This is a genomic window from Amycolatopsis sp. NPDC058278, from assembly GCF_042881395.1.
Classification (GTDB): domain Bacteria; phylum Actinomycetota; class Actinomycetes; order Mycobacteriales; family Pseudonocardiaceae; genus Amycolatopsis.
The window spans coordinates 144,957-159,809 of the sequence record NZ_JBHVXZ010000002.1 but is presented as its reverse complement, the minus strand read 5'-3'; the positions used below and the strand labels follow the sequence as shown (position 1 = coordinate 159,809).

General features: G+C 67.1%; 25 protein-coding genes. All 25 read right to left on the bottom strand.

Annotated elements, in window-relative coordinates; all coding sequences use genetic code 11:
• Positions 1-349: 349 nt before the first annotated feature.
• The 25 genes from rplO to rpsL all read right to left on the bottom strand — a co-directional run bounded on the left by rplO (position 350) and on the right by rpsL (position 14,777).
• Positions 350-796: a 50S ribosomal protein L15 gene (gene rplO / locus ACFVYA_RS01745; RefSeq protein ID WP_387041179.1), complete on the bottom strand. Its 447-nt coding sequence runs from the start codon at positions 794-796 to the stop codon at positions 350-352.
• The gene (gene rpmD, locus ACFVYA_RS01740) at positions 793-978 is read right to left on the bottom strand and encodes a 50S ribosomal protein L30 (protein WP_013222615.1); all 186 of its coding nucleotides are present in this window, start codon (positions 976-978) and stop codon (positions 793-795) included. Before rpmD ends, rplO begins: the two co-directional genes overlap by 4 nt.
• Position 979: 1 nt before the next feature.
• A complete protein-coding gene (rpsE, locus tag ACFVYA_RS01735) occupies positions 980-1,627 on the bottom strand; it encodes a 30S ribosomal protein S5 (RefSeq protein ID WP_093949028.1) in 648 nt (215 codons plus the stop codon).
• A gap of 34 nt (positions 1,628-1,661) precedes the next feature.
• Positions 1,662-2,060, bottom strand: a complete 399-nt coding sequence (gene rplR, locus ACFVYA_RS01730) for a 50S ribosomal protein L18 (protein ID WP_387041174.1) — start codon at positions 2,058-2,060, stop codon at positions 1,662-1,664.
• A 2-nt stretch (positions 2,061-2,062) separates the two neighbouring features.
• Positions 2,063-2,602, bottom strand: a complete 540-nt coding sequence (gene rplF / locus ACFVYA_RS01725; protein WP_387041171.1) for a 50S ribosomal protein L6 — start codon at positions 2,600-2,602, stop codon at positions 2,063-2,065.
• Between the two features lie 16 nt (positions 2,603-2,618).
• Positions 2,619-3,017 carry a 30S ribosomal protein S8 gene (gene rpsH, locus ACFVYA_RS01720; protein ID WP_103342413.1) on the bottom strand — a complete coding sequence of 133 codons (399 nt, stop codon included), beginning with the start codon at positions 3,015-3,017 and terminating at the stop codon, positions 2,619-2,621.
• Positions 3,018-3,102: 85 nt separating this feature from the next.
• Positions 3,103-3,288 carry a type Z 30S ribosomal protein S14 gene (locus ACFVYA_RS01715; protein ID WP_285988108.1) on the bottom strand — a complete coding sequence of 62 codons (186 nt, stop codon included), beginning with the start codon at positions 3,286-3,288 and terminating at the stop codon, positions 3,103-3,105.
• Between the two features lie 4 nt (positions 3,289-3,292).
• Positions 3,293-3,856 (bottom strand): 50S ribosomal protein L5, encoded by a 564-nt coding sequence (gene rplE / locus ACFVYA_RS01710; protein WP_103342412.1) that lies wholly within the window; start codon positions 3,854-3,856, stop codon positions 3,293-3,295.
• Positions 3,856-4,170: a 50S ribosomal protein L24 gene (gene rplX, locus ACFVYA_RS01705; protein WP_013222610.1), complete on the bottom strand. Its 315-nt coding sequence runs from the start codon at positions 4,168-4,170 to the stop codon at positions 3,856-3,858. The genes rplE and rplX overlap by 1 nt, the downstream gene beginning before the upstream one ends.
• Complete coding sequence (gene rplN / locus ACFVYA_RS01700; RefSeq protein ID WP_004558867.1) at positions 4,170-4,538, bottom strand: 50S ribosomal protein L14; 369 nt, start codon at positions 4,536-4,538, stop codon at positions 4,170-4,172. Before rplN ends, rplX begins: the two co-directional genes overlap by 1 nt.
• A gap of 91 nt (positions 4,539-4,629) precedes the next feature.
• Positions 4,630-4,908 carry a 30S ribosomal protein S17 gene (gene rpsQ, locus ACFVYA_RS01695; RefSeq protein WP_043781942.1) on the bottom strand — a complete coding sequence of 93 codons (279 nt, stop codon included), beginning with the start codon at positions 4,906-4,908 and terminating at the stop codon, positions 4,630-4,632.
• On the bottom strand, positions 4,905-5,153 hold the full coding sequence (gene rpmC / locus ACFVYA_RS01690; RefSeq protein ID WP_013222608.1) for a 50S ribosomal protein L29: 249 nt from the start codon (positions 5,151-5,153) through the stop codon (positions 4,905-4,907). Before rpmC ends, rpsQ begins: the two co-directional genes overlap by 4 nt.
• Positions 5,153-5,572, bottom strand: coding sequence for a 50S ribosomal protein L16 (gene rplP / locus ACFVYA_RS01685; RefSeq protein WP_004558864.1), 420 nt, complete (start codon positions 5,570-5,572; stop codon positions 5,153-5,155). The genes rpmC and rplP overlap by 1 nt, the downstream gene beginning before the upstream one ends.
• A gap of 3 nt (positions 5,573-5,575) precedes the next feature.
• Positions 5,576-6,415 carry a 30S ribosomal protein S3 gene (gene rpsC / locus ACFVYA_RS01680; RefSeq protein ID WP_013222607.1) on the bottom strand — a complete coding sequence of 280 codons (840 nt, stop codon included), beginning with the start codon at positions 6,413-6,415 and terminating at the stop codon, positions 5,576-5,578.
• A complete protein-coding gene (gene rplV, locus ACFVYA_RS01675; protein ID WP_013222606.1) occupies positions 6,415-6,834 on the bottom strand; it encodes a 50S ribosomal protein L22 in 420 nt (139 codons plus the stop codon). Before rplV ends, rpsC begins: the two co-directional genes overlap by 1 nt.
• Positions 6,835-6,865: 31 nt before the next feature.
• Complete coding sequence (gene rpsS, locus ACFVYA_RS01670; RefSeq protein ID WP_026468892.1) at positions 6,866-7,147, bottom strand: 30S ribosomal protein S19; 282 nt, start codon at positions 7,145-7,147, stop codon at positions 6,866-6,868.
• Positions 7,148-7,164: 17 nt separating this feature from the next.
• Positions 7,165-8,001, bottom strand: coding sequence for a 50S ribosomal protein L2 (rplB, locus tag ACFVYA_RS01665; protein WP_020643204.1), 837 nt, complete (start codon positions 7,999-8,001; stop codon positions 7,165-7,167).
• Between the two features lie 15 nt (positions 8,002-8,016).
• Positions 8,017-8,328: a 50S ribosomal protein L23 gene (gene rplW, locus ACFVYA_RS01660; RefSeq protein ID WP_003102087.1), complete on the bottom strand. Its 312-nt coding sequence runs from the start codon at positions 8,326-8,328 to the stop codon at positions 8,017-8,019.
• On the bottom strand, positions 8,325-9,014 hold the full coding sequence (gene rplD, locus ACFVYA_RS01655; protein WP_103342410.1) for a 50S ribosomal protein L4: 690 nt from the start codon (positions 9,012-9,014) through the stop codon (positions 8,325-8,327). The genes rplW and rplD overlap by 4 nt, the downstream gene beginning before the upstream one ends.
• Positions 9,011-9,667, bottom strand: coding sequence for a 50S ribosomal protein L3 (rplC, locus tag ACFVYA_RS01650; RefSeq protein WP_013222604.1), 657 nt, complete (start codon positions 9,665-9,667; stop codon positions 9,011-9,013). Before rplC ends, rplD begins: the two co-directional genes overlap by 4 nt.
• Positions 9,668-9,701: 34 nt before the next feature.
• Positions 9,702-10,007: a 30S ribosomal protein S10 gene (gene rpsJ / locus ACFVYA_RS01645; RefSeq protein ID WP_003102098.1), complete on the bottom strand. Its 306-nt coding sequence runs from the start codon at positions 10,005-10,007 to the stop codon at positions 9,702-9,704.
• 439 nt (positions 10,008-10,446) lie between these two features.
• Positions 10,447-11,640 carry an elongation factor Tu gene (gene tuf / locus ACFVYA_RS01640; protein ID WP_285988107.1) on the bottom strand — a complete coding sequence of 398 codons (1,194 nt, stop codon included), beginning with the start codon at positions 11,638-11,640 and terminating at the stop codon, positions 10,447-10,449.
• Between the two features lie 129 nt (positions 11,641-11,769).
• The gene (fusA, locus tag ACFVYA_RS01635; RefSeq protein WP_285988106.1) at positions 11,770-13,869 is read right to left on the bottom strand and encodes an elongation factor G; all 2,100 of its coding nucleotides are present in this window, start codon (positions 13,867-13,869) and stop codon (positions 11,770-11,772) included.
• Between the two features lie 63 nt (positions 13,870-13,932).
• A complete protein-coding gene (gene rpsG, locus ACFVYA_RS01630) occupies positions 13,933-14,403 on the bottom strand; it encodes a 30S ribosomal protein S7 (RefSeq protein ID WP_003102106.1) in 471 nt (156 codons plus the stop codon).
• Positions 14,403-14,777: a 30S ribosomal protein S12 gene (gene rpsL, locus ACFVYA_RS01625; RefSeq protein ID WP_003102113.1), complete on the bottom strand. Its 375-nt coding sequence runs from the start codon at positions 14,775-14,777 to the stop codon at positions 14,403-14,405. The genes rpsG and rpsL overlap by 1 nt, the downstream gene beginning before the upstream one ends.
• Positions 14,778-14,853: the final 76 nt, after the last annotated feature.

Genomic DNA, 14,853 nt, shown 5'->3' with positions numbered 1-14,853 from the left:
TGCCTGCGACGGGGCGGCGGTGGTGTGCGGCGGGAAGAGGGGCGGGTCGGATCGCGGTGCGGCCTCGGCGGGGAATGCCAGCGGGTCCGTGGGCCGCGTTGCCCCCGGCACAGCGGGGAAGCTCGCCGGCGCGCCCGCTCCCGGCTCGGGGCCGTCGGGCCGCGGAGCTTCGACGGGGAAGCTCAGAGGCGACTCGGCGCCGTCGGGATGGGCTGCAGGCTCCTGCGGCGATCGGTCCACCCTTCCGATCCTCCGTCCGGATTGCCGTCCCGGCAAGGAACCCGTCCGCGAGAAGAGACGGCGAAGGCCCGCCTGGCGGAGCCAGACGGGCCTTCGAACGAGATTCAGCTCAGTTGGTGGTGGCGGAGCCACCGGCCGCTTCGAGCTTCTCCTTGGCCGAGCCGGAGAACGCGTCGGCGGTGATGTCCAGCTTGACGCCGTTCACATCGCCGTTGCCGAGCACCTTCACCAGCTTGCCCTTGCGGACCAGACCGCCCTGCACGAGCTCCTCGGCGCCGATCTTGCCGCCGTCCGGGAAGACGCGGGCGATGTCGCCCACGTTCACCGGCTGGTACTCGGTGCGGAAGCGGTTCTTGAAGCCGCGCAGCTTCGGGAGCCGCATCTGGATGGGCATCTGCCCACCCTCGAACCGGGCCGGCACGTTCTTCCGGGCCTTGGTGCCCTTCGTACCGCGACCGGCCGTCTTGCCCTTCGAACCCTCACCACGGCCCACGCGCATCTTGTCGCGCTTGGCGCCCGGAGCCGGACGCAGGTGGTGGATCTTGATGGCCGTCATGCCTGGACCTCCTCGACCTCCACCAGGTGGCGGACGGTGTGGATCAGGCCGCGCACCTGGGGGGTGTCATCACGCACGACGCTCTGGCGGATCTTGCGCAGCCCGAGGGTGCGCAGCGACTCGCGGTGAGCGTGCTTCGTGCCGATCTTGCTCTTGACCTGGGTGACCTTGAGCTGAGCCATGTCAGACCACCTGACCCGCGCGTTGGCGCATCATCCGGGCCGGCGCGACGTCCTCGAGCGGCAGGCCACGGCGGGCCGCCACCTCTTCCGGACGCTGCAGACCCTTCAGGGCCGCCACGGTCGCGTGCACGATGTTGATCGCGTTGTCGGAGCCGAGCGACTTCGACAGCACGTCGTGGACGCCCGCGCACTCCAGCACGGCGCGCACCGGGCCACCGGCGATGACGCCGGTACCGGCGGACGCCGGACGGAGCAGCACGACACCGGCGGACGCCTCACCCGTGATCGGGTGGGGGATGGTGCCACCGATGCGCGGGACGCGGAAGAAGTTCTTCTTCGCTTCCTCGACGCCCTTGGCGATCGCCGCGGGAACTTCCTTGGCCTTGCCGTAGCCGACGCCGACCTGACCGTCGCCGTCGCCGACGACCACCAGGGCGGTGAAGCTGAAGCGACGACCACCCTTGACGACCTTGGCGACGCGGTTGATCGTCACGACCTTCTCGAGGTGCGGGGTCTTGTCCTGGCCGGCCCCGCCACGGCCGCTGTCGCGCCGGTCCCGGCCGCCACCGCGGCGTTCATTGCGGTCGTTGCCGCCCTGCCCGCCGGGTCCGCCCTGTCCGCCGCCGAATTGCCGTGTACGTCCCGGCATCAGGCATTCCTTCCGTTAACAAGCTTCTGCATCGTCAGAACTCCAACCCCGCCTCACGGGCGGCGTCGGCGAGCGCGGCGATGCGGCCGTGGTAGGCGTTGCCCCCACGGTCGAACACCACAGCCGAGATCCCGGCGTTCTTGGCCCGCGCGGCGACGAGTTCCCCGACCTTGGCGGCCTTGGCCTTCTTGTCGCCGTCGACCGCCCGGACGTCCGCCTCGAGGGTGGACGCCGACGCCAGCGTGTGGCCGGCGAGGTCGTCGATCACCTGCACGGCGATGTGCCGCGAGGATCGCTTGACGACCAGGCGCGGACGCTGCTCGGTGCCCGAGACCTTCTTGCGGAGCCGGAAGTGCCGACGGGCCTTCGCGACGCGGCGGCGGGTCGAGATGTCCTTGCCCACCGGCTTGCGCTTCGTAGTCGTGTCGCTCATGATCACTTACCCGTCTTTCCGACCTTGCGGCGGATCTTCTCACCCTCGTAGCGCAGGCCCTTGCCCTTGTACGGGTCCGGGCGCCGCAGCTTGCGGATGACGGCCGAGATCTGGCCGACCTTCTGCTTGTCGATGCCCGAGACCGAGAACCGGGTGGGGGTCTCCACCTTGAAGGTGATGCCCTCCGGGGCCTCGATCTTGACCGGGTGCGAGTAGCCGAGGGCGAACTCGAGGTCCGAACCCTTGGCCTGCACGCGGTAACCCACGCCGTGGATTTCCATCTTCTTCTCGTAGCCGGCGGTGACGCCGACGACGAGGTTGTTCACCAGTGTGCGGGTGAGCCCGTGCAGCGCCTTGCTGGTGCGCTCGTCATCCGGGCGCTTGACCAGCAGCGTGCCGCTCTCGTCGCGTTCGACGATGATCGGCTCGGCGACGGTGTGCTCCAGGGTGCCCTTGGGCCCCTTGACCTGAATGTGCTGACCGTCGATGGTCACCTCGACCCCGGAAGGGACGGCGACCGGCAGCTTTCCGATGCGTGACATGCCTGTACCCCTTCCCTTACCAGACGTAGGCGAGGACTTCGCCGCCCACGCTGTTGCGCTTGGCCTGCCGGTCGGTCTGCAGGCCGCCGGACGTCGAAATGATCGCGATACCGAGGCCGCCGAGCACCGACGGCAGTTCGGTGGACTTTGCGTAGATCCGCAGACCGGGCTTGGAGACGCGCCGAAGGCCGGCGATGCTCCGCTCACGGTTGGGGCCGTACTTGAGCTCGACGACGAGGTTCTTGTGCTTCTCGCCCGGCTCGTCGTGGTAACCCGCGATGTAGCCCTCACGCTTGAGGATCTCGGCGATGTTCGCCTTGAGCTTCGAGTGCGGGAGCTTGACCTCGTCGTGGTACGCCGAGTTCGCGTTACGCAGACGCGTCAAGAAGTCTGCGATGGGGTCGGTCATCGTCATGGTGACCTGTCAACCTTTCTCGCCTGGTTCCCCGCCCACCGGAGCGGGCGGGGCCTGTGGCGAAGTGGGAGTTAAAAAGAAGCTCTTACCAGCTGGACTTGCGGACGCCGGGCAGCTCGCCCGCGTGCGCCATCTCGCGAAGGCAGATCCGGCAGAGCCCGAACTTGCGGAACACGGCGTGCGGGCGGCCGCACCGCTGGCAGCGGGTGTAGGCGCGCACGGCGAACTTCGGCTTCTTCGAGGCCTTGTGGACCAGGGCTTTCTTGGCCATCGGCTCAGTTCTCCTTGAACGGGAAGCCGAGCTTGCGCAGCAGCGCCCGGCCCTCGTCGTCGTTCGTGGCGGTGGTGACGACGGTGACGTCCATGCCGCGCGGGCGGTCGATGGAGTCGGGGTCGATCTCGTGGAACATCGACTGCTCGTTGAGACCGAACGTGTAGTTGCCGTGGCCGTCGAACTGCTTCGGCGAAAGCCCGCGGAAGTCGCGGATACGCGGCAGCGCGATGGTCAGCAGCCGGTCGAGGAACTCCCACATCCGGTCGCCGCGCAGCGTGACGCGCGCGCCGATCGGTTGGCCTTCACGCAGCTTGAACTGCGCGATGGACTTGCGGGCCTTCCGGACCTCCGGCTTCTGGCCGGTGATCAGCGCGAGGTCCTTGACCGCGCCCTCGATCAGCTTGCTGTCGCGGGCGGCGTCGCCGACGCCCATGTTCACGACGACCTTCGTCACGCCCGGGATCTCGTGGACGTTGGCGAAGGAGAACTCAGCCTGCAGCTGGCCCTTGATTTCCTCGCGGTAGCGCACCTTGAGGCGCGGCGAGGTCTTCTCTGCGGTGGTCATCAGATGTCCTTACCGTTCCGGCGCGAGATCCGGACCTTCTTGCCGTCCTCGCCGATGCGGTAACCCACCCGGGCCGGCTTGCCGTCCGAGTCGACGACCATCACGTTCGAGACGTGGATGGGCGCCTCCTGCGTGACGATGCCGCCGGACTGCGCACCGCGCTGGGTCTGGCTGATCCGCGTGTGCTTCTTGATCCGGTTCACGCCCTCGACCAGCACGCGCTCGCGCTCCGGGTAAGCCTGGATGACCTTGCCCTTGGCGCCCTTGTCCTTGCCGGCGATGACGACGACCGTGTCGCCCTTCTTCACCTTCATCACAGCACCTCCGGCGCGAGCGAAATGATCTTCATGAACTTTCGGTCGCGCAGCTCGCGGCCCACCGGGCCGAAGATGCGGGTGCCGCGGGGCTCGTTGTCGTTCTTGATGAGCACGGCGGCGTTCTCGTCGAACCGGATGTAGGAACCGTCCGGACGACGGCGCTCCTTGACCGTGCGGACGATGACGGCCTTGACGACGTCGCCCTTCTTCACCCCGGCAGCCGGGATGGCGTCCTTCACGGTGGCGACGATGATGTCGCCGATGCCGGCGTAGCGCCGCCCGGAGCCACCGAGAACGCGGATGCAGAGGATTTCCTTCGCACCCGTGTTGTCGGCTACCCGAAGCCGCGACTCCTGCTGGATCACGTCAACTCCTGTATGTCGCGCCGGTTCTCGCCCGCTTGTGAGGTTTCACAGTGGCGAGCCTTGCGGAACTAAAGACTCCGAAGAGCCCTGCTTACTTGGCCTTCTCCACGATCTGCACCAGGCGCCACCGCTTCGTCGCCGACAGCGGGCGGGTCTCCATCAGGGTGACCCGGTCGCCCACGCCCGCCTCGTTGTTCTCGTCGTGCACCTTCACCTTGGAGGTGGAGCGGACGACCTTCGAGTAACGGGGGTGCTTCTTGCGGTCCTCGAGCTCGACCACGATCGTCTTGTTCATCTTGTCCGAGACGACGTAGCCCTCGCGGACCTTGCGGTCGTTCCGGGCCGGCGTCTCGGTGGTGGGCTCGCTCATGCGGCACCTTCACTCTCGGCGTCGGGGGCAACGGACAGGCCGAGTTCGCGCTCGCGCATGACCGTGTAGATCCGCGCGATGTCCGTGCGGACGGTGCGCAGACGGCGGTTGTTGTCGAGCTGCCCGGTCGCCATCTGGAAGCGGAGGTTGAACAGCTCCTCCTTGTATTCCTTCAGACGCAGGACGAGCTCTTCCGCGGTGAGCTCACGCAGCTCCGATGCCTGTGCGGCACCTGCGTTAGCCATCAGAACTCACCACCTTCACGGGTCACGATGCGGCACTTCATGGGCAGCTTGTGGATCGCGCGGCGCAGCGCCTCGCGAGCCGTCTCCTCGTTCGGGAACGAGATCTCGAACATCACGCGGCCCGGCTTCACGTTGGCGATCCACCACTCGGGCGAACCCTTACCGGAACCCATCCGGGTCTCGGCCGGCTTCTTGGTCAGCGGGCGGTCCGGGTAGATGGTCGTCCACACCTTGCCACCACGCTTGATGTGACGGGTCATGGCGATACGAGCGGACTCGATCTGCCGGTTCGTCACGTAGCTGTGCTCAAGCGCCTGGATGCCGTACTCGCCGAAGCTGACCTTCGTGCCACCCTTGGCGGCGCCGTGGCGCTTCGGGGAGTGCTGCTTCCGGTGCTTGACCCTGCGCGGGATGAGCACGTCTCAGCCCTCCGTCTTTTCTGCGGTCTCGGTGGCCGGAGCCGCCGGGGCCTCGGTCGTGGCCGCAGCAGCGGCGCGACCGGCTTCGGTCGAGGTGGCGGTCGTGCCCGAGGCGCCGGAACGACGCGGACGGGACGGCCGGTCGCTGCGGTCACGGTCGCGACCACCGCGCGGCGCGCGCTCGGCGGCGTCGCGGGCTTCGCGGGCCTTCAGGCCACCGACGAGCTCACCCTTGTAGATCCACACCTTGACGCCGATGCGACCGAACGTCGTCTTGGCCTCGAAGAAGCCGTAGTCGATGTCGGCGCGCAGCGTGTGCAGCGGGACGCGGCCATCGCGGTAGTGCTCGGAACGGGACATCTCGGCACCGCCGAGACGACCGCCGCACTGCACGCGGATGCCCTTGACCTGCGGCGAGCGCATGGAGGTCTGGATCGCCTTCCGCATCGCGCGGCGGAACGCCACGCGGTTGGAGAGCTGCTCCGCGACCGCCTGGGCGACCAGCTGGGCGTCGGCCTCGGGGTTCTTGACCTCGAGGATGTTCAGCTGGACCTGCTTCTTGGTCAGCTTCTCCAGCGCGCCGCGGATCCGGTCGGCCTCCGCACCGCGGCGGCCGATGACGATGCCCGGCCGGGCGGTGTGGATGTCCACGCGGACGCGGTCACGGGTGCGCTCGATCTCGACCTTGGAGATACCGGCGCGCTCCATGCCCGTGGCGAGGAGCTTGCGGATCTTGACGTCCTCGGCCACGTACTCGGCGTACTGCTTGTCGGCGTACCAGCGCGACTTCCAGTCCGTGGTGATACCCAGGCGGAAACCGTGCGGGTTGATCTTCTGGCCCACTACCGGCCACCTGCCTTCTTCTTGCTCTGAGCCTTCTGCGCGACGGCCGGACGCGACTCCACCTCGACGGTGATGTGGCTGGTCCGCTTGCGGATCCGGTACGCGCGGCCCTGGGCCCGCGGACGGATGCGCTTGAGGGTGGGGCCCTCGTCGGCGTATGCGTTCTTGACCCAGAGCGTCTCCGGGTCCAGCTGAAGGTTGTTCTCGGCGTTGGCCACGGCGCTGGCGAGCACCTTCGCGACCGGCTCGCTGGCCGCCTGCGGGGCGAACCGGAGCACGGCCAAGGCGTCGGCGGCGCTACGTCCCTTGATGAGCTCGATCACCCGGCGCACCTTGGTGGGCGAGTCCCGGACGAAGCGAGCCCGCGCGTACGCCGTAGGCAGTTCAGCCTCGGTCGTCGCGTCGTTCTGGGCGTTCATCGCTACTTCCCTTGTCTCTTATCGTGCCCGCTCAGCGGCGGCGCGACTTGCGGTCGTCCTTGATGTGGCCCTTGAAGGTCCGCGTCGGGGCGAACTCGCCCAGCTTGTGACCCACCATCGCCTCGGTGACGAACACCGGGACGTGCTTGCGGCCGTCGTGCACCGCGATCGTGTGACCCAGGAAATCCGGGATGATCGTGGAGCGCCGCGACCAAGTCTTGATCACGGTCTTCTTGCCCGACTCGTTGAGAACGTCCACCTTCTTGAGCAGGTGGTCGTCCACGAAGGGGCCCTTTTTGAGGCTACGTGGCATGTTCTTCTACCTCCTGCTCAGCGCTTGTTCTTGCCGGTACGGCGACGGCGGACGATCATCGCGTCGGATGCCTTGCGGCGACGCGTACGACCCTCGGGCTTACCGTTCGGGTTGACCGGGTGGCGACCACCGGAGGTCTTACCCTCACCACCACCGTGCGGGTGGTCGACCGGGTTCATGACGACACCACGGACCGTGGGGCGCTTGCCGCGCCAGCGGTTGCGGCCGGCCTTGCCCCAGTTGATGTTGGCGTGCTCGGAGTTGCCGACCTCGCCGACCGTGGCGCGGTTGCGCACGTCCACGTTGCGGATCTCACCCGAGGGGAGACGCAGCTGGGCGTACGGACCGTCCTTGGCGACGAGCTGCACCTTCGCGCCCGCGGACCGCGCCATCTTCGCGCCGCCACCGGGGCGGAGCTCGATCGCGTGGATCACGGTACCGACCGGGATGTTGCGCAGCGGCAGGTTGTTGCCCGGCTTGATGTCGGCCCGGGGGCCGTTCTCGACGGTGTCGCCCTGCTTCAGCTTCTCCGGCGCGATGATGTAGCGCTTCTCGCCGTCGGCGTAGTGCAGCAGCGCGATGCGAGCGGACCGGTTGGGGTCGTACTCGATGTGCGCGACCTTGGCGGGAATGCCGTCCTTGTCGTTGCGACGGAAGTCGATCAGGCGGTAAGCGCGCTTGTGGCCGCCACCCTTGTGCCGGGTGGTGATCTTGCCGGACGAGTTACGCCCACCGGTGCCGCTCAGCGGACGCAGCAGCGACTTCTCGGGAGTCGAGCGGGTGATCTCGGCGAAGTCCGAGACGCTCGAACCGCGACGACCCGGGGTCGTCGGCTTGTACTTGCGGATGCCCATTGTCAGCTCAGTCCTTTACGCGGTGGGTCCGCCGAAGATCTCGATCGCCTTGCTCTCGGGCGAAAGAGTCACGATGGCGCGCTTGGTGTCCTTGCGCTTGCCGAAGCCTGCGCGAGTCCGCTTCCGCTTGCCCTGGCGGTTGGCCGTGTTGACACTGACCACCTTGACGCCGAACACCTTCTCGACCGCGATCTTGATCTGGGTCTTGTTGGCGTCCGGGCGGACGATGAACGTGTACTTGTGGTCCTCGAGCAGCCCGTAGGACTTCTCGGAGATGACCGGCGCGAGCAGGATGTCGCGGGGGTCCGGAATGGCGACCGAACTCACTTCTCGTCACTCCCTTCCGTGACCTCGCCCGACCGCGCGGAAGCCTTGACGGTCTTACCGCGGACGGGGCCGGCGACGAACGCGTCGTACGCGGCCTTGGTGAACACGACGTCGTCGTTGACCAGCACGTCGTAGGTGTTGAGCTGGTCGGCCCAGAGGATGTGCACCTCGGGCAGGTTCCGCAGGGAAACCCAGCTCAGCTCGTCGTCCCGGTGCAGCACCACGAGCACGCGCTTCGCCAGCGTCACCGCGGCGAGGGCGGCCTTGGCGGCCTTGGTGTTCGGCTTCTCACCGGTCACCAGCTCGGTCACGACGTGCAGCTGGCCGGCGCGGGCCCGGTCGGAGAGAGCGCCACGCAGGGCGGCGGCCTTCATCTTCTTCGGGGTGCGCTGCGAGTAGTCACGCGGCGTGGGGCCGTGGACGACGCCACCGCCGACGAACTGCGGCGCGCGGGTCGAACCCTGGCGGGCACGGCCGGTGCCCTTCTGCCGGTACGGCTTCTTGCCGCCACCGCGAACTTCGCCACGGGTCTTCGTGTCGTGCGTGCCCTGGCGAGCGGCGGCCTGCTGGGCCACCACGACCTGGTGCATCAGCGCGACATTGGCCTGCACGTCGAAGATCTCCTCGGGGAGGTCCACGGTGCCGTCGGCTTTACCGGCCGGGGTCTTCAGCTCGACGCTTGTCATTCGGAGTTACCACCCTTCGCGGCGCTGCGAACGAACAGCACGCCGCCCTTGGGACCGGGCACGGCGCCCTTGATCAGCAGCAGGCCGTCGTCGGCACGCACCGCGTGCACGGTCAGGTTCTGCGTGGTGACCCGGTCGTTGCCCATCCGGCCCGCCATGCGCAGGCCCTTGAAGACGCGGCCGGGGGTGGCGCAGCCACCGATGGAACCCGGCTTGCGGTGCACGGCCTGGGCACCGTGGCTCGCGCCCTGGCCCTTGAAGCCGTGGCGCTTCATGACACCCGCGTAGCCCTTGCCCTTGCTGGTCCCGGTCACGTCGACCTCGACGCCGGCGGCGAACACCTCGGCGGTGATCTCCTGGCCGACCTCGTAGGTCTCGGCGTCGGTGGTGCGCAGCTCGGCGAGGAACCGCCGCGGGGTCACGCCCGCCTTGTCGAAGTGGCCGGTGCGCGGCTTGTTCACCTTGCGCGGGTCGACCGCGCCGAACGCCAGCTGCACGGCCGTGTAGCCGTCCTTGTCCTGGGTCCGAACCTGGGTGACCACGTTCGGACCGGCCTTCACGACGGTGACCGGGACAACCCGGTTCTGTTCGTCGAAGACCTGGGTCATGCCGAGCTTGGTGCCCAGGATGCCCTTCATCTGCCTGTCAGACATGAGTCTCTTACTCTCCGCCGCTCGCCCGCCGCTACTACTGGATGTTGACGTCGACGCTCGCCGGCAGGTCGATGCGCATGAGCGCGTCGACCGTCTTCGGCGTCGGGTCGAGGATGTCGATCAGACGCTTGTGCGTGCGCATCTCGAAGTGCTCGCGCGAGTCCTTGTACTTGTGCGGCGAGCGGATGACGCAGTAAACGTTCTTCTCGGTGGGCAGCGGCACCGGCCCGACAACACGGGCACCGGTGCGCGTGACCGTCTCCACGATCTTGCGCGCCGAGGTGTCGATCGCCTCGTGGTCGTAGGCCTTGAGCCGGATGCGGATCTTCTGTCCCGCCATGGTGGCTGCTCGTTCCTTGTCGTCTCGTGCCGCTATCTCACAAACCCCGCTGGGTGTTGCCACCCTGAGCCTGGGTTTCCGCAGTTCAACGGCCCTGTCCCCGGTCCACGCGGTCGGGCGTGTCGCGCCCGACGCACAGACGGATCCCGCGGGATCGTCGTCTTGCCTGGTCTTCCTCAACGTGAGGAGGCTATGAGCCGACACGCTTGCGCAAGCACTGCTTGTGCAAACACCGCCGTCTCACTGCCTTTGCCCGCTCGCCTCACCCGAAGGAAAGAGCTCCGCGGACCGTGGCCACTCGCACCGGGGCGGCCGGACCCTCTCGAAGAAAAACCCCGATGAGGATCGGCCGCCCCAGGACGAGCAACCTGAATAGTGTCGCACACGTGATTTGACGCCCCGAACCCGGGGGTGTATTGCCCCCGGTGGGGCGCCTAAATCACTTGATGATCTTGGTGACCTGGCCCGCGCCGACGGTCCGGCCACCCTCACGGATGGCGAAGCGCAGACCCTCGTCCATCGCGACCGGCTGGATCAGCTGGACCGAGATGTCGGTGTTGTCGCCCGGCATGACCATCTCGGTGCCCTCGGGGAGGGTCACGACGCCGGTCACGTCGGTGGTGCGGAAGTAGAACTGCGGGCGGTAGTTGTTGAAGAACGGGGTGTGACGGCCACCCTCGTCCTTCGACAGGATGTAGACCCGGCCCTCGAAGTCGGTGTGCGGGGTGGTGGTGCCCGGCTTCACGACGACCTGGCCGCGCTCGACGTCCTCGCGCTTGATACCGCGGACCAGCAGGCCGACGTTGTCGCCCGCCTGGCCCGAGTCGAGCAGCTTGCGGAACATCTCGACACCGGTGACAGTCGTCTTGGTCGACTTCTCCTTGATGCCGACGATCTCGACCTCTTCGTTGACGTTGATCTGGCCGCGCTCGACGCGACCGGTCACCACGGTGCCACGACCGGTGATGGTGAAGACGTCCTCGATCGGCATCAGGAACGGCTTGTCGAGCTCGCGCACCGGGTCCGGCACGCTGTCGTCGACGGCCGCCATGAGCTCGAGAACGGCCTCGGCCCACTTCTCGTCACCCTCGAGGGCCTTGAGGCCGGACACGCGCACGACCGGCGCGTCGTCGCCGGGGAACTCCTGCGAGGACAGCAGCTCGCGGACCTCCAGCTCGACGAGCTCGAGGATCTCCTCGTCGTCGACCATGTCGGCCTTGTTCAGCGCGACCACGATGTAGGGCACGCCGACCTGGCGGGCGAGCAGCACGTGCTCACGGGTCTGCGGCATCGGGCCGTCGGTGGCGGCCACGACCAGGATCGCGCCGTCCATCTGGGCGGCACCGGTGATCATGTTCTTGATGTAGTCCGCGTGACCGGGGGCGTCGACGTGGGCGTAGTGACGCTTCTCGGTCTGGTACTCGACGTGCGAGATGTTGATCGTGATGCCGCGCTGCTTCTCTTCCGGCGCGTTGTCGATCTGGTCGAACGCCCGCGACTCGTTCAGCTCCGGGTACTTGTCGTGCAGCACCTTGGTGATAGCCGCGGTCAGAGTCGTCTTGCCGTGGTCAACGTGACCGATGGTGCCGATGTTGACGTGCGGCTTGGTCCGCTCGAATTTCGCCTTCGCCACTGGAATGTCCTCCTGGACTGATTTCGCTTTGTGCTCGTGGGGCGGCGTGGCTGCCGCCCCACGATTGTTCCTTCGTCGGTGCTGCGGACGTTCAGGAGAGTCCCTTAATGCCCGCGAGCGCTGGGGGAGTTACTCCCCCGTCGCCTTCGCGATGATTTCCTTCGCGACGTTCGCGGGAACCTCGGCGTAGGAGTCGAACACCATGGAGTAGTTCGCCCGGCCCTGGGTGCGGGACCGCAGGTCGCCGACGTAGCCGAACATCTCCGACAGGGGGACCAGCGCCTTCACGACGCGGGTGCCCGCCCGCTCCTCCATGGCCTGGATCTGACCACGACGGGAGTTGAGGTCACCGATGACGTCACCCATGTAGTCCTCGGGCGTGGTCACCTCGACCGCCATCATCGGCTCCAGGATCACCGGGCCGGCCTTCTTCGCGGCTTCCTTCATCGCCATGGAACCGGCGATCTTGAACGCCATCTCCGAAGAGTCGACCTCGTGGTAAGCACCGTCCAACAGGGTGAACTTCAACCCGACGAGCGGGTAGCCGGCCAGGACGCCGTACTGCATCGCGTCCTGCGCGCCCGCGTCCACCGACGGGATGTACTCCCGCGGCACGCGACCACCGGTCACCTTGTTGTCGAACTCGTAGAGCGCGCCGTCGGTGCGCTCGAGCGGCTCCAGCTTCACGATGACCTTCGCGAACTGGCCGGAACCACCGGTCTGCTTCTTGTGGACGTAGTCGAGCTTGTCGACCGTCTTCTTGATCGTCTCACGGTAGGCGACCTGCGGCTTGCCGATGTTCGCCTCGACCTTGTAGTCGGACTTCATCCGGTTCACCAGCACCTCGAGGTGCAGCTCGCCCATGCCCGCGATGATCGTCTGGCCGGTGTCCTCGTCCAGCTTGACCTGGAACGTCGGGTCCTCTTCGGCCAGCTTCTGGATCGCCAGGGACAGCTTCTCCTGGTCGGCCTTCGTCTTCGGTTCGATCGCGACCCGGATGACCGGCTCGGGGAACGTCATCGACTCCAGCACGATCGGGTTCTGCGGGTCCGCCAGGGTGTCACCCGTGGTGGTGTCCTTCAGGCCGATGACCGCGTAGATGTGGCCGACCTGGGCGTCGTCGACCGGGTTCTCCTTGTTGGAGTGCATCTGGAAGATCTTCCCGATGCGCTCCTTGCGCTCCTTGGTCGCGTTGATGACCTGCGCGCCGGCGGCGACCTTGCCCGAGTACACCCGGATGTAGGTCAGCTTGCCGAAGAACGGGTGCGCGGCGATCTTGAACGCGAGCGCGGCGAACGGCTCGTCGACCGACGCCTTACGGGACGCCACGGTCTCGCCGTCGGGCAGCAGGCCCTCGACGGCCGGGACGTCCAGCGGGGTCGGCAGGTAGTCGATGACCGCGTCGAGCATGGGCTGCACGCCCTTGTTCTTGAACGCGGAACCGGCCAGCACCGGGAAGACCTGGCTGGTGATGGTGAGCTTCCGGATGCCGGCCTTGATCTCGGCCTCCGTCAGCTCCTCACCCTCGAGGAACTTCTCCATCAGCGCGTCGTCCGCCTCGGCGACGGTCTCGACGAGCTTCTCGCGATACTCCGCGGCCTTCTCGGCCAGGTCGGCCGGGATGTCCTCGATCGAGTAGTCCTCGCCCTTCTGGACCTCGCCGCGCCAGGTCAGCGCCTTCATGCGGACCAGGTCGACGACGCCTTCGAAGTCGTTCTCGGCGCCGATCGGCAGCTGGATGACCAGCGGGCGCACGCCGAGGCGGTCCACGATGGTCTTCACGGTGTAGTAGAAGTCCGCACCCAGCTTGTCCATCTTGTTGACGAAGCAGATGCGCGGGACGTCGTACTTGTCCGCCTGCCGCCAGACCTGCTCCGACTGCGGCTCGACGCCTTCCTTGCCGTCGAAGACGGCGACCGCACCGTCGAGCACCCGGAGGTTGCGCTCCACCTCGACGGTGAAGTCGACGTGGCCCGGGGTGTCGATGATGTTGATCTGGTGGTCGTCCCAGAAGGTGGTGGTGGCAGCCGAGGTGATGGTGATACCCCGCTTCTGCTCCTCCTCCATCCAGTCCATGGTGGCGGCGCCGTCGTGGACTTCACCGATCTTGTAGTTGACCCCGGTGTAGAACAGGATCCGCTCGGTGGTGGTCGTCTTGCCGGCGTCGATGTGGGCCATGATGCCGATGTTGCGGACCTTGTTCAGGTCGGTCAGCACTTCACGTGCCACGAGAGTGTTCCCCTGTTCTCAAGCTTGGGGCCCGGCATGGCTTGGTCGACAGCCGGGCGGTCATCACCAGCGGTAGTGCGCGAAGGCCCGGTTGGACTCGGCCATCTTGTGCGTGTCCTCGCGACGCTTCACGGAGGCACCGAGGCCGTTGGAAGCGTCCAGGAGCTCGTTCTGCAGGCGCTCGATCATCGTCTTCTCGCGGCGAGCCTGCGAGAAGGAGACCAGCCAGCGCAGCGCCAGCGTCGTGGAGCGGCCCGGCTTGACCTCGATCGGCACCTGGTAGGTGGCGCCACCGACGCGGCGGCTCTTCACCTCGATGGTGGGCTTCACGTTGTCGAGGGCGCGCTTCAGCGTGACGACCGGGTCGGTGCCGGTCTTCTCGCGAGCGCCTTCGAGGGCGCCGTACACGATGCGCTCGGCCAGGGACCGCTTCCCGTCCTTCAGCACCTTGTTCACCAGCTGGGTGACCAGCGGGGAGGCGTAGACGGGGTCGGAGATCAGCGGCCGCTTGGGGGCCGGACCCTTGCGGGGCATTAGCTCTTCTCCTTCTTCGCGCCGTACCGGCTGCGCGCCTGCTTGCGGTTCTTGACACCCTGCGTGTCGAGCGAACCGCGGATGATCTTGTAACGGACACCCGGAAGGTCCTTCACACGACCACCACGCACGAGCACCATCGAGTGCTCCTGCAGGTTGTGGCCCTCACCGGGGATGTAGGCGGTGACCTCGATGCCGCTGGTCAGCTTCACACGCGCGACCTTGCGAAGCGCCGAGTTCGGCTTCTTGGGGGTCGTGGTGTACACGCGAGTGCACACGCCACGCCGCTGCGGGCTCCCCTTGAGGGCCGCGGTCTTCTGCTTGGCAGCCTTGTCCTGGCGGCCCTTGCGGACCAGCTGCTGGATCGTGGGCAATGGACCAGCTTCCTGTCGTGATCTGCTTCTTCGTGTCTTCACCGGCCCCCGCGGTCGGGCGTGTCGGCCCGCGTCA

Excerpts from the sequence above, each read along its gene's own strand:
- rplE (WP_103342412.1), bottom strand. The coding sequence starts at position 3,856 with ATGACCACCGCAGAGAAGACCTCGCCGCGCCTCAAGGTGCGCTACCGC.
- rpmD (WP_013222615.1), bottom strand. The coding sequence starts at position 978 with ATGGCTCAGCTCAAGGTCACCCAGGTCAAGAGCAAGATCGGCACGAAG.
- rplD (WP_103342410.1), bottom strand. The coding sequence starts at position 9,014 with ATGACAAGCGTCGAGCTGAAGACCCCGGCCGGTAAAGCCGACGGCACC.
- rpsH (WP_103342413.1), bottom strand. The coding sequence starts at position 3,017 with ATGACGATGACCGACCCCATCGCAGACTTCTTGACGCGTCTGCGTAAC.
- rpsE (WP_093949028.1), bottom strand. The coding sequence starts at position 1,627 with ATGCCGGGACGTACACGGCAATTCGGCGGCGGACAGGGCGGACCCGGC.
- rplF (WP_387041171.1), bottom strand. The coding sequence starts at position 2,602 with ATGTCACGCATCGGAAAGCTGCCGGTCGCCGTCCCTTCCGGGGTCGAG.
- rplB (WP_020643204.1), bottom strand. The coding sequence starts at position 8,001 with ATGGGCATCCGCAAGTACAAGCCGACGACCCCGGGTCGTCGCGGTTCG.
- rplC (WP_013222604.1), bottom strand. The coding sequence starts at position 9,667 with ATGTCTGACAGGCAGATGAAGGGCATCCTGGGCACCAAGCTCGGCATG.
- rplR (WP_387041174.1), bottom strand. The coding sequence starts at position 2,060 with ATGAGCGACACGACTACGAAGCGCAAGCCGGTGGGCAAGGACATCTCG.
- rplX (WP_013222610.1), bottom strand. The coding sequence starts at position 4,170 with ATGAAGGTGAAGAAGGGCGACACGGTCGTCGTCATCGCCGGCAAGGAC.
- rpsG (WP_003102106.1), bottom strand. The coding sequence starts at position 14,403 with ATGCCCCGCAAGGGTCCGGCCCCCAAGCGGCCGCTGATCTCCGACCCC.
- rpsS (WP_026468892.1), bottom strand. The coding sequence starts at position 7,147 with ATGCCACGTAGCCTCAAAAAGGGCCCCTTCGTGGACGACCACCTGCTC.
- rplO (WP_387041179.1), bottom strand. The coding sequence starts at position 796 with ATGACGGCCATCAAGATCCACCACCTGCGTCCGGCTCCGGGCGCCAAG.
- rpsQ (WP_043781942.1), bottom strand. The coding sequence starts at position 4,908 with ATGAGCGAGCCCACCACCGAGACGCCGGCCCGGAACGACCGCAAGGTC.
- rplV (WP_013222606.1), bottom strand. The coding sequence starts at position 6,834 with ATGAACGCCCAGAACGACGCGACGACCGAGGCTGAACTGCCTACGGCG.
- ACFVYA_RS01715 (WP_285988108.1), bottom strand. The coding sequence starts at position 3,288 with ATGGCCAAGAAAGCCCTGGTCCACAAGGCCTCGAAGAAGCCGAAGTTC.
- rpsJ (WP_003102098.1), bottom strand. The coding sequence starts at position 10,007 with ATGGCGGGACAGAAGATCCGCATCCGGCTCAAGGCCTACGACCACGAG.
- rpmC (WP_013222608.1), bottom strand. The coding sequence starts at position 5,153 with ATGGCTAACGCAGGTGCCGCACAGGCATCGGAGCTGCGTGAGCTCACC.